Consider the following 15,635-nt stretch of genomic DNA (forward strand, 5'->3'; position numbering starts at 1 on the left):
GCGTTTTATATTATGCCTACAAAAGGGTTATATATTTCGTTTTGTTTTTTGTTTTTGGTATTTCTCCAAGGGCCTTCTCCTGCAATGAGTTCTACCATTTCTGATTGGTAATTGTTGATTTCATTGATGAAAAAATCGGTTCCTTTTTTTGCCGATATTTGTTTAATACCCTGTATGTTCAATAAATTTATGGCTTGTGATGATGCCATTCCAACCTCGCTCCACGGTCCCCAGTTTATGCTCATAACCTGTAGTTTAGGCCACTTGTTGCGCAGGTACCATGCAAAGCGGTTCAGAACTTCATTTGCAGCGGCATAATCTGTTTGTCCCTGATTACCAAAACGTCCGGATACAGAACTAAAGAATACCATGAGTTTCAGGGTGTCAAAATTTAGATATTTATTTAAAATAAAAGCACTGTCGGCCTTGGTATCAAACACATTATCAAACGAAGTAATACTTTTATTGATGATCGATCTGTCGTCGATTATACCTGCACCGTGCAAGACGGCATCAATACGACCGTAATCGCTATAAATTTCTTTGATGAGTGCACCAAATTCGGCTTCGTTTCTTACATCTGCTGATTTGTAGCTTACTTCGACCCCTTTTGCTTTAAAATCGGCAAAATCGTTATCGGGTTTTTCTGAACGTCCTACCAGTATAAATTTCATTCCGGGTTGTGCTATCGATTTGCATATTTCGGCAGTTATCCCTTTGGCTCCGCCAGTAGCGATTACGACCCAGTTTTTGTCTATCTTTAGATCAGGAAATTTTGTGACTTGCGATTTAACTTTAGTTTCTATGGCTTTGTATACAATGCGTTCTCCTTCCGGATACCCTATTTCGGCATTGTTTTCAGGTTGGTTTAATTCGCGCAATATCCTGTTGGTTATTTCATTTACAGAAAGTGACGAGTCAAAATCAACAGTACAGGCAGCGACCTCATCCCATTCTTTTTTTAAGGCATTCAATAATCCTATATTACCACCTCCCGGCGGAAGTCCCGGTCCAATTCGTTCGTTCCTGCCATAAGAACCGCCAAACATCGATCCGGCAAGTATAGCCTGCACCGGAAAGGTGTCTTTGACTTCCAGATGTTTTGTAATGGTAATGATGGTCTGGAACAAACTTTTTGATTGTATTTGAGTCAGTAAACGCCAGTCTGTAATGTGTTCCGGCATTAAGGATTTGGCTATAGCCGATAAATGAATAATACTGATACGCTCATCAGAAGTACGGATCGCATCGCTTACAGCTTTTTCTATTTTAAGAGAAGAACTTAGGGTTTCATAATCTAATACAACAGGTTTTCCGCCCAGATCCGTGATTCTTTGTGCCAGAGTTGAAGCAATGCCAAACTCATCTGCCATAATCAGATACAATCCGTTTAAACGAATTTCTTCGGTTAGAAAAGGCAATTCCCGATGTTCCGCTTTCATTAAAAATCGGGGACAATCAGATTCTACAGAGACTTCATACGAAAGTGTTTTTTGTTCTACAGGCTCTGTATTAGTATCAATTTGTGGTTCGTCTTCGATACTTACAGCGCATATAATATCCAGCAGCATATCGATTGTTTTAGTACGCATTAGTTTTGGCATATCGCCATGAAGTTGTTCGCTCCATTGTAGCGGTAATGCTTTTAGAACGTTATCCAGCATTTCGACCCTTTTGATAGAATCGATACCCAATTCGCTCTCAAGATCTAGCTGAGGTTCAAAAACTTCTTTTGGATAACCTGTTCGTTCTACCAGAAAATCTAAAATTATCTGAGTCAGAAACGAACGGTTTATTTTTTGAGAGTGAACACTTACCGTTTCTTTTTCTTCTTTTTCAGGCGCAACAATTGTATTGGTTTCAGGAACATTTTCAATTTCAGTTTGATATTGTTTTTGCTCCGGTATTGCCTGTAGATTATAATTTAATTGCTGTGGGGTTGGAGTAGTGGCATTGTTTCCCAGAAATTGCGCCAATACTCTTTCCTGAGTAGTAAGAAAATCGCGCATCGTGGCTTGATAGGCTTCAAATCCTGCAACCAGCGAACTATCATTTGTAATGGTTTTATGCGTTGCCATGTTTTGATTTGGAGGTGTGTTTTGGTTTATTCGGGCTCTTTCTTCCAAATTAATCGCAGGAAGCCTGGCAATGTTTATTTTATCTTCGGTAACAGAACGAACGCCTGATCCGGTAACATAATAAGCCGTTGCGGGAATGGGTTTGCTTTTTAGATTTTTAAGGATATCGTCTATGTTTTCCTGCGAAGCGGTTCTGTTTTCGAATAATGCCGGGAGGTTGATAGAATAGCCTAACGAATACATTTTGCCTATCAGGGTCAATAATCCTTTTAATCCTTCGGTTTGGCTATCGGCAGATAGCGCCAGATGTTCTTTTTCTTCGAGGATCTGACCAATTAAGCCTTTCATAATATTTTTAGGACCAACTTCTACAAAGATGCGGGTTCCGTTTTCGTACATGTTTAGTATTTGCTGCGAAAAATGAACGGGACTTAACAGGTGTTTTTTCAATACATCCTTAATCCCAGCATCAGTTTCAGGATAAGGCAATGCAGAGGTATTCGAAAACACAGCAAATGCGGCTGGGTTTGTCTGTATCTTTTGTATGGTTTCATTAAAAGGAATTTGTACTGCGTTGTAAAGTGGCGAATGAAACGGACCACTTACTTCTAAGGGAATAGCTTTTATTCCGTTTTGTGCAAATTGTTTCAGCATGTCTTCAATTGCCGTTTTCCTGCCTGAAATAATGGTTTGTTTTGGGGCATTATAATTGGCAATTACAACCTCATCCTGCAATATTGCTTTTACTGTTTCGGGAGTTTCGAACACTACCGCCATTGTACCTTCTTTACTGGTTACATTCGCCATTAATCTGCCTCTGGTTTCTGCGAGTTCAAAAAAAGTAGTGCGGTCAATTATTCCCGAGGCATGCAGGGCAGTAAGTTCTCCAAAGCTATGTCCAGCTACAGAATCGGGAACAAGTTGCAATGCCTTAAAAATATCCAGAAAACCAGCAGATACAGCACCTATCGCTATTTGAGCGTGATGGGTATGGGTAAGTTCTTTTCTTTGAATCTCTTCGTCTTCCTGCGTGTAGGTTGCTGCGGGATAGATTATTTTATCTAAAAAGAGATTTGTTTTATCGATAAAAAGTTGAGCAGCCTCTTCGATGGCGCTTCTCATTTGCGGAAAATACAAAGCAATTTCTCTCGCCATATTTAGGTATTGTGCACCTTGCCCGGGAAATACAAACGAAACAGGGCTTACGGCTGGTGTTAGTTCCAGGTTTATTACAGCAGGCAAAGCAGCAGTATTACCGTTGATTTTTTCGATTACGGTTTGGATTCTATTTTTTAAGTCCTGCAAGTCAGTAGCCACAATGCTTAAACGAACAGGTGCATTTTGATTCTTTTTAGCTTTTAAAGCAAATGCCGGAGCGATTTGCAATAAATTCTGTACGCTTATATCCTGAAGAGATTTTAGTACATTATCGAGATCGAGTTTAAGCTCTTGGGCGGTTTGTGCATTGAATACAAATAACTCGCAAGGCCATTTGTCAGCGCCATTGGCTTGTTTATAGGTAGTGTTTTGATATTCTTCGAGTACAACATGCGAGTTTGTCCCGCCAAAACCAAATGCACTCACGCCAAGTCTGCGTACATTTTCTTTAGGCGTAAACCAAGGTCTTCCTTCATTAAGGATAAAGGCTGGCGAGTTTGGCTTTAAGGCACTTATAGGTGCAGTTTTGATAGGATGCGGCGGCAGGGTTTTATGATACAACGATAGTGTTCCTTTTATCACGCCCAAAATACCGGCACAGGTTTTTGTATGTCCCAATATACTTTTTAGAGACCCTATAGCACAACTGTGTGTTGCTGCACCGGCTTTGTCCAGTATCGCTGTTATTGTGTCCAGTTCTACCTGATCGCCTACGGTGGTTCCGGTTGCATGGGCTTCGTAATACCCCAGAGTCGCGGGCGAAATATTGGCTTTGTGATAAGCACGGTTAAAAGCCTGTTCTTGTCCTCCGGATCTTGGTGCTGTAAGTCCCAACGCTTTTCCGTCGCTGGAGCTTCCGGTTCCTTTGATCACGCTGTAAATTCTGTCACCGTCTCTTTTGGCATCTTCGAGCCTTTTAAGCACCACTACAGATACGCCTTCGCTTAACACAATACCATTGGCAGTGGCATCAAAAGGCATTGATTCGCCTGTTGGTGACAGGGCGTGCGTTTTGCTAAAAGCCATATACGAATAAGCAGATTGTGCTATATCTACGCCTCCTGCAATTACCATATTGCTGTCGCCAAACTCTAACTCTTTTACCGCAAGGTCAAGTGCTGCAAGCGATGAGGCACAGGCAGCATCTACAGAGAAATTGGCACCACCCAGATTAAAACGATTGGCAACCCGTCCTGCGAGAACATTGGTTAGAATTCCCGGAAAACTTTCCTCATTCCATTCCGGCAGTCTGTCAAGATCCTTCTCGTCAATAGTATTTATATATTGCGGCAATGAGGATCTAAATTCGTATAAACCTTTTAGTTTCGAACTTCCGTCACTGCCAATAATTACAGAGGTATGTTTATTGTCAAAACCAGAATCTCCAAAACCGCAATCGTCAATCGCTTTTTGTACAGCTTCGAGCAACAGGAGCTGACCCGGGCTTATGTATTTTAGAGATTGCGGAGGGATCCCAAAACGCAAAGGGTCAAAAAGTACCTCGTCGATAAAGGCACCCCATTTTGAGACCATTTTATCCTTGGCTTTTATGTTGGTATCATAATACATACGCCAGTCCAATACATCGTTTGGAATTTCTTTTATCTGACTTACTTTCTTTACTATGTTTTCCCAGAATACAGCATGTTCTTGTGCTCCGGGAACTAATACAGACATGCCAATAATCGCAATATCCGAAGGTTGTTTTTGAGGTTGTACGGTTTCTTTGATTGCGTTTGAGGCAGTATTCAGGAGAAAGACACTTTGCTCTATGATTTTAGTATGAAGTTCTTTTATCGTGATAATTTCGGTATTTATTTCTGCAGCTTTACCGGTCATGTATAAACCTTCCTGAGTTTGCATTTTTTTGGTAGCTGCAATAAGTTCTCCTGATGGGTTTAGGGTTAAACCTTTGGAGGCTATACGGAGTCTGCCTAATAAGGACTTTTCGAGAATTTTGCTCAATTCTTCGGGTTTGGTATTGTTCTTAATGCCGTTGTTTCTTAACCCGTTAAATTCGTTTACATAAGGAGTATGAACACAACGTATGGCATGTCCGGGACCTGTTTCGATAATATGGGTATCACTACAATCGATAACTTTTTGCTGAAATTCAGTTACGACAGCTCCTGTACTGCAAGCTTCCTGGGTAAACAAATAGGCTGTACCCATTAATACCCCAATATTGATTCCTTTTGCAGTAAGGGTACCGCTCATTGCACTGACCATTGCGGCAGATAGTGCATCGTGAATACCTCCTGCAAATAATATATTTGCAGGATTAGAGGTGTCATTGGGTTCTGCCAGTAAAGTTTCGATGGCACTTTCCCACAACGAAAAACTACTCAAAGGCCCTATGTGACCGCCACATTCGCGACCTTCTAAAACAAATCGTTTGGCTCCGCGACGGTAAAATATTTGCAAAAGTTTTGGTACCGGCGCATGGATATAGGTTTTAATACCCAGGTTTTCATAAGGCAAGGTTTGCTCGTAACTCCCGCCTGCGATCAATACAAAAGAGGGTTTATGTGCCGCAATTACTTCAAATTGCTCTTGCATAAGATCCTGATCGATGAAACCCAGAACACCGGCTCCCCAGGATTTATTACCCAAAAGATTTTTAGTTTCCTGTAATAATTCGTTCGCTTGTGGTCCTTTCATCATTGCTATGGCAGCAAGTGGTAAAGCTCCGTTTGTGGCAACGGCATCTATAAATTCCGGTACATCGCTTACTCGTGTCATTGGACCTTGTACGATAGGATAAGCTGTCCCGTGATCGACTGCGAGCAAAGAGTTTTGTTGTAAGGGCTGTAAATCTTGTGCTGCAAGAAGACATTCTAAACTTTTTGCAAGCAGTTCGCGAATAAAGATTCCCGTTTTTTTATATTTTTTATGGTAAAAATCAGCCATTCCTACAGCCTGACCAACAGGCCAGAGACTATTTTCAGGACTGCCCCAATATATGATTTCTTGGTTACTGGATGTTTCTTTGGTTTGAGATAATGATTTGTAGTGTTGCAGTTGTTTAAATGTCGGATGTCCTGCCACTCTTATATTTTTGTTACCCATGTTTAGCACAAGGGTTTGTTCTGCACTTATATTTTTTAGTATTTCTTTTTGTTCGAATGATAACGGAGATTCGTGCAGCAGCAAAAGCTGATCGTCAAGAACTACTCCGGCAGCTCCAGCGGCACGACAAGCTGCTGCTGTATGAATACCAATACCTCCTTGTATGTAGAATTGTTTGGTTGTTTTTTTTATTACTTTTTGGCTTAATATAAAAGCGGAATCATTGCCTGTGCAACCGCCGCTTTCATTGCCTTTTGCAACAAGGGCATCAAAATACTTTTCATGTTTAGCATATTCATCCAGAGAAGTACCATCCAGAATTTCTGCCCATAAAGTAGCGTGGTTTTGCGTCCAGTTGTTGATTGTTTTGGTTGCATCATCCTTATTAAATAAACCGGATAATAACAGGATATGCGGGAATTCTTTAAGCTGATTTTCCAGACTTTGATACACAGACAATTGATGTGTCGCAAAACGCAGTCCAAATGAAGTATTTGTACCAACCTGTTTTAAAAATTGGGTAAGGTTTTCTACTGTCTGTACGATTGCATGGTCCGGACAAAATTCCATATCCAATAGCGCAATGCCATTATTCCGGATCGTAGCGATAGGAATTTCTATATTCGAAAGATATAGCGGTGTGATGGTTATTACTTTAAAGTGGTTCATAAGCAGGTATTTTATTTTGATTCAGAACTTTATTATGAATTACAATCCAGGCTTCTTTTTCTATTTCGGGTGTTAAGGTTGCGGCCAATTGCAGGGCACCATCCGAGAGTTTTTTGGCAAGAGCCTCATCGTTAAGGATCGCCTCAATACTTTGCGCAATGGCTTTTGTATCTCCCACAGGTACTACAAGTGCATGAACCCCATTGGCAATATAATCTTCGACTCCGCAAAAAGCGGTTGTAACAATTGGTACGCCCAGCGAAGCGGCTTCTAATAAGCTGTTGGGGAAACCTTCGGTCAAGGATGTCATTACAAACACATTTAATTCAGGGAGTATTTCTAAAACTTTATCAGGAGCTACAAAACCCGTAAGTTCAACGTTGTCCTTGATTTGCAATTGTTCTAGAATTGTGTTGTACTGTTCTTTGTCATTTGCATCCGGAAAGTTGCCAATCAGTTTTAGTTTTTTGTCTTTTTTACTTTCAAGAGCAGCAAAGGCATGCAATAAATCCGGAATACCTTTGGCAGGTCTAAAACTTCCTGAATTTCCTATGAGTCCTTTTTGACAGGTCGAAATATTCCAGCGTTGTCCCTGATTGACCGGAATCGAATTTTTTATTAAAGTAACTTCTCCTGTATAACCGTTTTGTGTTAGCATAGTAGCCAGATGGCGGTTTACGGTTGTAAGGCTCGTAATTTTTTTGAGTACGAGCCTGCAAAGTCTTTGCCTATTTGGAGCAGACCAGATATAGGCATCGCTCCCCCGAATACTTACCAGTAAAGGTCTTCCGGATTGTTCTGCAACATGAAGGCAAGGGTAGGCGAGTGAAAAAAAGTAGGCATGAAACAAATCAAATTGCTCTTTTGCCTGTAGCTGTTGCAAAAATCTACTTAAATCCTGTCCGTTGTTGTTGACTAAAGAACTCTGTATAGGAATCCAATGTACGATGACTCCGTTTTGTATTGTTTTTGTAATGATGTTTTGTTGCGGGCTATTTTCTACAGGCACTACAACATGTATATTGTAACCCTCCTGCGCTAAAAAAGTAACCACACGATGTGCAGATTTTGCCAACCCGCCAAGTTGCGGAAGGAAGTTCCCTGATACAAAACATATTTTTTTAGTTACAGCGCCCATTCAGATTTAGTATTAGAGTTGTTCGATTTGTTTGGCATTAAAAAACTAATATCGGCACCGTCAACACAGGTAACCCAACTTCCGTCAGGTAATTGGTGCGGATCGATATGGTGCATAGCGGCAGAATTCCACCCTTTTCGGCTGGCTTTTAGTATAGGACTTTCGGTAATTTCATGCTCTTTATAAACCGTTGTACTAAGTACCTCAATTTCAAAAGCCCTTACTTTATTGCCATATATAGGCACGCCATCCTGAGCAAAGCGCAGTAAACGCCCGTTGTGGTACAAAGGTCTTCCTGCGGGTCTGGTGTTTACAAGGCTTTTAGGGATTAAGGGACATTGCGGGTGCAGTTGCCATTTTCCGTCAGGTGAGTTGGCAAAAAAAAGGTGTAATTCATCGGTTCCTTTAAGCGCAAACATCCACCATTTATCCTGGTGATAAAAGATAGACGGATCTGCATAATCGCCTTCGATGATTGTTTTTGTAAGTTTCCATTCGTGCGGAAAATCCAGGGCTTCATACAAGCGTATACCACCACCTTGTCGACTTTCCGGAATCATGTATATTTTATCGTTATATTTTAGTATCGAGGGATAAGAGAGGTGAAAATTTTCTCTGAGCACTATTTTATCATACGTCCAGTTGAGCAGGTCTTTGCTGTGTGCCATGCCTATTTCTCCCAGATTGTTTGTAGTATTGAGGACTTCAAAAAAGAGATACCATTGCTCTTTATGGTGTATCATAAACGGATCGGCAACAAAAGATGCCGGAACATCAGTCACGCTGTTTCCGGTTAAAACGGGATGAAATACACTATCAGGTTCAGACACGCTAATGGGATCTTTGCAGAAACAAATAGCGATTGACCAATTGTACCGAACCAATTTATTGTTGCCCATAATCTTGTGATTTAATATATTTCTAATGATTTATGTCGCACAAAACCTATGTTCTGAAACATGACACAGTGATAGTCTAATTGTACTTTTGGATATTCGGTTTGAAAAAGTTGTTTAAAAATTCCCTGATCAGATCTTTCGGCTTGTTTTACAGGCTGAAGTTTAACGGCTTCTCCAAAAAAGTGGCGGCAATAAGTTGTTCTGCCAATAAAGGCACCGCTGTTTAAATAACGGTAAGCAGAGTTTTTTCCTTCGGCACATTTGTCTTCAAACTTTTTAAATTCTGCCAGATTAGGCCAGTTCAGTAAATCGGCAGAGAATACCAGATCACAATCAAAATGCTCCAGAAACTGATCGATGATTAGCTGCGGATTATCGATTAATATAGCATCTCTGGAATCTACGCCCATGATATATTCGGTTTTTATGTTCTGCAAGGCTTCATTGGTGAGCATAGGTTTATGAATGCTGTTGACCCAATTTTCGATTCCGTCGCCCAGAATAACGCAGTCCAGCCCCAGATGGGCAATACTTTTTTCGAATACCCCCATTGCTTCATGACCGTTATTCCAGGTAATGATCGTCAGGTTGGCGGGAGTTATTATTTTTTTTTGCTGCGAACCAAAAAAGTGGTCTCTGATAGGTTGCCAATAGGGTTTATGATCGTGTGGACCTTGTGCATGAACGATCGACGGACGGGTATTAAAATCTAGATTTTTCAGCATATTCTTTCGTATTAAAGGGTACTCTGTCTAACAATTGGATATTGTGCTTGTTGAGGTATTCTTTTATCAAAGGGTCACATAAAACAGCCAATTCAGCTTCTCTTTCTTTTACATAAAGAGATTGTTTTGCGAGTTGCTCATCTGCAAAAGCAGGATGACACATAAATTCTACAATTCCTTTGTTGCCTATTTGTCTAAAAGCGCCCAGAACATGCGCGATAAAACTTTGTGGAGTTACATTCATGCCGCACCACGATTCATAACAGATATCAGTACTCTGAAGTTTTAAGTGATTATAACGCTGCAACATATTTTTTGACAAGGGTCTTACAGGAAGATCATATTTTTTTGCAAGTTCAATATAAACCTCAAAAACAGCCGGAAAACGATGTACATTATGATGGGTATCGAGATAGGTGGGTACAATATCTAATCGAAGCAATTGCTCAATTTGTTCCTGCCATTCCTGATACAATTCTGTCTGATCAACCTCTTTTAGCTGGCGCCAGTTGTACGGAAATATTCCTTGGTCTGTAACTAGTGATTTTACAGTTTCCGGTCGACAAAAAGGCGTACCATTGGTTATTTGCAAATGCAACCCAATGCGCCCTTCTATCAGGAGTGCTTTTTCTTTTATTCTTTCGAGATCTCCGCAGGCTACCATTACAGAGGTACAGCTTACAGCACCTTCGAGCATCGATTTCAGGATGCCATCTGTAACACCTTCAGAAAATCCAAAATCATCTGCTGTAATGATTAATTGTTTCATCGGTTTTCGAAGATATTTTTAGGCTCATTTTTTGTTTCCCTGATATTGGTGTCGATAAAATCAATAATCTCTTTTATAGAGATATCACTTATATATTCATCATTTTTGATCACGAGATTGTCGTATGGCAAATGTTTAGAAACTCTCATATCAATCGACGAAAGCACGTGCATAATATCTATTGAGGTTAAACCAAGAGAATCGATAAGCAACGTACTATCAGTAATTTCTATCTCCGGCAATTCGTAATCCTTTACTAATGCTTCTATTACTTCGTAAACTATTTGTCTGTAATTTTCAGTAGGGTTTTCCATGGTTTTGTTTCTTAAGTGATTAAATATTTGTTTTGTATGTTATGGATGAGGTACTCATTTCGATTTTCATTCGGGCTTATCGACAGCCATTTTTTATAAGCGGTTGTATCGAGTGCAATAGCCGCGAGGGCACGACCCCAAATGCCCCCGGCTTCTGCTAAAAATTCCGGCGTAAGCAGCGTTTCTGTTTGTTCCGGTTGTAACGTATTCATTAAAATAGCAGGGATTAAAGGGTGTTGGTATAACATCATTTTAAAACCTTCTAATTGTGCCAATAGTTTATTATCGTTATCGTAATAACTAAATGTTGCCTCGACTACAGTTTGTAGTCTGCATAAGGTAACATCACATTTTAATGTATTTCCTTCGGATGGAAATGATGCAAATTGTTTGTAACTCTTCATGCTAAAGGGAAAAACAGCAAAGTCTTTGACCTCATGACTCATTAGCCAATAGGCGGCTAATTGTCCTGAACAGTCCAGTAATGTTGCCGGAATCTGAAATACCGGATCTGCGATTGTCGCAAAAGCATTTTTCAGGACAGGCATTCGCAGGGTAGCTGTTAGTTCGTTTGAGTTTAGGTTTACTATTTTTTCTATACCGGTAAAATACGGGCCATGAAAAAGATCTTCATTATAAAAATCTATAGCAGGCTTTAACAAAGGATTCGTTTCAATGTACTTTATTGGCTGATAAGACTGTTCGTTACTATAACAATCAGAGAGTCGAACAGTTGCCTCAAATGCTTTTTTCCTGGTACCCGTATTTTTGTTTAATTCATAAAGTATAACTACTATTTTGTCAGTGCTGTGTGCACTAGCCTCGATCCCCAGATCAAGAATTCCGTTTTCGAGTGCCAGCCATGAATATCCGGAAGCATTTTCGATGTGGGTTACTTTGTATCGTGATTCCGAAAAAAGCAAAGCAGCTTCGGCGACAATTTCGAGACTTACCGTAAACGCAATTACAGCAAGTTTGCCTCCTAAAGCATGATCGTTAAAAAACGGATAGTTGTGCAGATCGTATTGTTTTTCGAAATACATTTTGCCATCAGCATTGCTCTTGTATTCTGACAAGAGTGGAAAATGTGCTGCTGTAAATTCTGCACTGCGTTCTGTTGGCGTATTTTGTCTCTTCTTGATTTCCTGCCTGAACAGGTTCCAGGATTGTTCTTGTACGTGCAAAAAATGCTGCATAAGTTCCTGATGTTTTTTAAAAATCAAGGCAGTTTCATCGTCATGTGTTGCGGTTTGCATGATGGCAGTTGGCAACGGCTCAAGAGTATTGGATTGCGTGTTGTTTGAGTTAAAAAAATCAATATCAGTATCAATTCCGTTGATCCAGAGCAAGGCGCACAATTCGCTTAGAGTGGCTGCATTATTTTTTTCCGGAAGATTGGTATGAGTGATTACAACAGGTTTGTTTTTCAGGGTATCCTTGACAAAATTGGTTAGTTTATTGTTTGGACCTACTTCGATAAAAATAGTATAACCCTGATTGTAAAGAGTGTCAATTGTATCTTCAAATTTTACGGTTCCTACCCATTGTTCTATGGCTTTATCGACAATCATTTTGCGATCTTGCAAAAAAGGCATTCCATCGACACAACTGTATAGCGGGATAGAAGCTTTGGTTAGTACAAGGTTTGCATAAATATTTCGAACGGCTTGTGCCTGTGTTTTATAAAGCGGTGTATGGTATGCATGATCTGTATAGAGTTGAAACGCCATTGCTCTTTCTTCAAAAAGCCTGTTTTTTACTTCTTCTAATTTGTTTTTAAGGACATAAATGACCAATTGATTCGGACAATTTTTCATGGCAAGATATACCTGCTCTTTGTAACTGTTTAATAAAGCATTAAGTTTTTCAGTGGTATAATTATTAATTGCCAGATATTGTCCCTGATCCTGATGGTTGGTGAGTACAGGAACATTTATGATATTTTTTATGGTGTTCAGAATTTCGTCGTCATTATTAAACTGTACAATTCCTGAGGCTATTATGGCGGCATTTTCGCCATTGCTGTGTCCAACCATTCCATCACACGGAACGTTTAGTTTGCGCAATATGTCATAATAGGCAAGGGAAGTAATAATACCAAGACTGCCTTTGTGCATTAAGGGCGCATCTTTTTTTGAGAACCTGACAGTCATGGTTTCTTCTAAAAGTGTTGCAGGTTCCTGAACCGGAAGGTCTAAGATTATTTTTGCCATTGACAACCATTTTCCGGCTGCCGGAAATTGTTCTTCGAGTCCGGCTAACATTGCAGGATGTTCTGACCCAAACCCCGGGAATAAAAAAGCAATTTTTGCGGGAGTGTCCTTAATTGATGCCTGATATATTTTCTGGCTTGGCAGGGATTTAATTATTTGACCTGCATTGATTTTGTCGAGAATGTTATTAATCTTTGCCCAAACTTCTTTCTCGTTATAGGCAATTATAAGCAGTCCGCCACTTGGCAAAGGATCGTTTTGGAGTACTTGTAGGTGTAACGCAAATAAATTTTGCAAAGCATTGATTTTTTCAATAACAGCAAGCAAGGTTTCTTGTAAGGACTTTGTGTCCTTGTACCTAAATAAAAATAAGGTTGGTTTGCTTTCTTTTATTGCAATGTTTTGCATCGTTTTTTATTATTTTAAAGAATTATAGATCATTTTGTTTTTCTTTCAGGCCTTTTATGTAGGCATCAATAACTCCCATGCCGTCAACAATGGGCAAAACATCGATATTATGATTGTCTGTCAGGTTATATTCTCTAAGTCCTCTTGCTAACTCTGCATGGCTATCAGAATTTAAAACCCAGACGGTACCTCCCGAAACTAACCCGTAGCATGCTTCTATTTTTCCGGATTGCAATGCTTGTGTAAGTCCTTCCCTGATTTGTAAAAGCTTTTCGAGTTCAACGTTTTTTAGCATTGATGGTCCTTTTGTTATTACTAAATATCTCATTTTTTAGGTGTTAAGTAGGTTTGTTATTCGGGTTTTGTTATCAGTACTTCATAACCCAGTGAAGCCAGTCCTGAAGCATCTGATGAAACCGTAGAACAGCTTGCAAGACCTGCAAGCTCAAGAAAATGTTGTACTTCCTGAACGGTATATTTTTCTGAAACTACCGTTGGCGGATAATTGGCTTTTTTGCGTAAAGCATTAAACTCAGCCAAAACAGTTTCAGATACATCACGTTTCATGTCATGAATCAGGCAAATTCCGTTAGGTTTTAAAACCCTGTATTTTTCCTGCAATGCTTTTACCGGATCTACAAGATGGTGCAGGGTAGCACGGCTTATTACGACATCAAAACTCTCACTTTCGAAATCCAGATAATGGGCATCTCCTTCTTTTACAATAATCTTTTCGAACAGGCCTTTGTTTAAAAATTTCTCATTGGCTTCGATAACATTATCTTCATAATAATCGATACCTGTAAACGTATAATTTTCAAATCCGGGTGTTTCATAAAGACGTTCCAGCAATACACCGGTTCCTGTGCCAACATCCAGTAAGCGTTGCTCTCCGGTAGATGAAGGAGCCAGTTTTTTGCATCTTTTCAAGAACATATCGTCCCAGGGTTTTAAGAAGGTTGCCGTATAGGCTTCATATTCAAGTGCCGGCATTATATTACGGATATTATTTTCTTTCATTGTTTTGTGTTTTAGTCAAGTGACAGTTCATTTATTTGATTGTTTGCGAGAAAATCTCTTGCATCAGCGCTCTTGGCACCAAAAGGAGGTTTTTGTCTTTTTTCGTCAGCGTGAGCAATCATTGCTATGCTTCTGGCAAAAAGACCAATTGCCGGAACAAGTGACTGGTCTGTAACACCAAGATCGCTTAGAATTGCTGCGGTAATAAAGTCGATATTCGGGTTTAAACCGGAACGTTCTTTTATGATATGGGTTATTTGCTTGTATAAAATTAGGTTTGGTGTATTTTTATCTAAATCTTCCCATATTGATTCAAGGCATTCAGGTCTTGGATCTTTCCTGAAAAGCGGATGTCCAAATCCGGGAATTATCTTTTTATGGGCCAGTAAGTCTTCTATTGTTTGTGTTATCTCTTGTTCCTTTTTAGTGGGTAGTTTTGATAACAGCTTAAATGCAGCTTCTGATGCGCCAATATGGTGTGGTCCAGCAGCAATAAAACCGGACATGATAATCATATTTGCCGAAGCGCCTGTACCGGCAGTTACCCGTGGTGCTAAAACACTTGGTGTGAGATAACCAAAACCGGCATGCCATGAAATTAATAATGCTTCGAATATTCTGATTTCGGCGTCAGTTGCTTGTTTTTTTGAAAAAAGCGTTTGAAATGCTACAGCAATAAACGAATCTGAAAATGATGCCGAAACTGGTTTTATTTCTTGCCTTACATTTTGTTTTCCATCTGCTGCAATTCTAAGCAGTAATGGCAAAATGCTAATTAAGAATAATCCTTTGGCAGTCTCCTGCAAAGAACATTCCTCCGGAAGTTGGCTTGTACGGTATGTTTTTAGAAACTCGTCATCAAAGTCAAAAAGTAGTCCTGCAAGAACTCCCTTTATGGAACTTTGTGTGGCGTAAGCAATTTTTTGTATGTGTTCGAATACCGGATGTTCAGGTGCTATAGAATTATAAGAAGCCAGTAAAAAAGCTTCAATCGCTTTGTTTTGGGGAACGGAAGGAAATGTTCCTGTCAAAATATGAAAAACAGCTTCTGGAAATTTTCTTTCGGCAATAATCGTATTTAGATCTGTACCTCTTACGGATAAGCATTCAGGATCAAAACCCGGACCATCTATTTTTGTACCTTGGTATTTCATATTTCAATAAAAATAAAAGTT

General features: G+C 39.7%; 10 protein-coding genes. All 10 read right to left on the minus strand.

The genetic code is table 11. The features are described 5' to 3' along the window. Nucleotides 1-5: 5 nt before the first annotated feature. The 10 genes from B0A64_RS03635 to B0A64_RS03680 are packed head-to-tail and all read right to left on the minus strand — an operon-like array spanning nt 6 to nt 15,614. Nucleotides 6-6,974: a type I polyketide synthase gene (locus B0A64_RS03635; protein WP_089478184.1), complete on the minus strand. Its 6,969-nt coding sequence runs from the start codon at nt 6,972-6,974 to the stop codon at nt 6-8. After that, nucleotides 6,961-8,112 (minus strand): glycosyltransferase family 4 protein, encoded by a 1,152-nt coding sequence (locus B0A64_RS03640; protein WP_089478185.1) that lies wholly within the window; start codon nt 8,110-8,112, stop codon nt 6,961-6,963. The genes B0A64_RS03635 and B0A64_RS03640 overlap by 14 nt, the downstream gene beginning before the upstream one ends. Then, nucleotides 8,100-9,011, minus strand: a complete 912-nt coding sequence (locus tag B0A64_RS03645; protein WP_089478186.1) for a glucosamine inositolphosphorylceramide transferase family protein — start codon at nt 9,009-9,011, stop codon at nt 8,100-8,102. Before B0A64_RS03645 ends, B0A64_RS03640 begins: the two co-directional genes overlap by 13 nt. Nucleotides 9,012-9,022: 11 nt before the next feature. After that, the gene (locus B0A64_RS03650; protein WP_089478187.1) at nt 9,023-9,736 is read right to left on the minus strand and encodes a glycosyltransferase domain-containing protein; all 714 of its coding nucleotides are present in this window, start codon (nt 9,734-9,736) and stop codon (nt 9,023-9,025) included. Continuing rightward, on the minus strand, nt 9,714-10,505 hold the full coding sequence (locus B0A64_RS03655) for a ChbG/HpnK family deacetylase (protein ID WP_089478188.1): 792 nt from the start codon (nt 10,503-10,505) through the stop codon (nt 9,714-9,716). The genes B0A64_RS03650 and B0A64_RS03655 overlap by 23 nt, the downstream gene beginning before the upstream one ends. Further along, nucleotides 10,502-10,819, minus strand: coding sequence for a hypothetical protein (locus tag B0A64_RS03660; protein ID WP_089478189.1), 318 nt, complete (start codon nt 10,817-10,819; stop codon nt 10,502-10,504). Before B0A64_RS03660 ends, B0A64_RS03655 begins: the two co-directional genes overlap by 4 nt. A gap of 11 nt (nt 10,820-10,830) precedes the next feature. Then, nucleotides 10,831-13,440 carry an acyltransferase domain-containing protein gene (locus B0A64_RS03665; RefSeq protein ID WP_089478190.1) on the minus strand — a complete coding sequence of 870 codons (2,610 nt, stop codon included), beginning with the start codon at nt 13,438-13,440 and terminating at the stop codon, nt 10,831-10,833. Nucleotides 13,441-13,462: 22 nt separating this feature from the next. Continuing rightward, nucleotides 13,463-13,768, minus strand: a complete 306-nt coding sequence (locus B0A64_RS03670) for a hypothetical protein (protein WP_123875872.1) — start codon at nt 13,766-13,768, stop codon at nt 13,463-13,465. 23 nt (nt 13,769-13,791) lie between these two features. Next, nucleotides 13,792-14,460 (minus strand): class I SAM-dependent methyltransferase, encoded by a 669-nt coding sequence (locus B0A64_RS03675; protein ID WP_089478192.1) that lies wholly within the window; start codon nt 14,458-14,460, stop codon nt 13,792-13,794. Nucleotides 14,461-14,471: 11 nt separating this feature from the next. Then, nucleotides 14,472-15,614, minus strand: coding sequence for a citrate/2-methylcitrate synthase (locus B0A64_RS03680; protein WP_089478193.1), 1,143 nt, complete (start codon nt 15,612-15,614; stop codon nt 14,472-14,474). Between the last annotated feature and the right edge of the window lie 21 nt (nt 15,615-15,635).

Origin of the sequence: Flavobacterium araucananum (genome assembly GCF_002222055.1) — a bacterium.
GTDB lineage: Bacteria > Bacteroidota > Bacteroidia > Flavobacteriales > Flavobacteriaceae > Flavobacterium > Flavobacterium araucananum.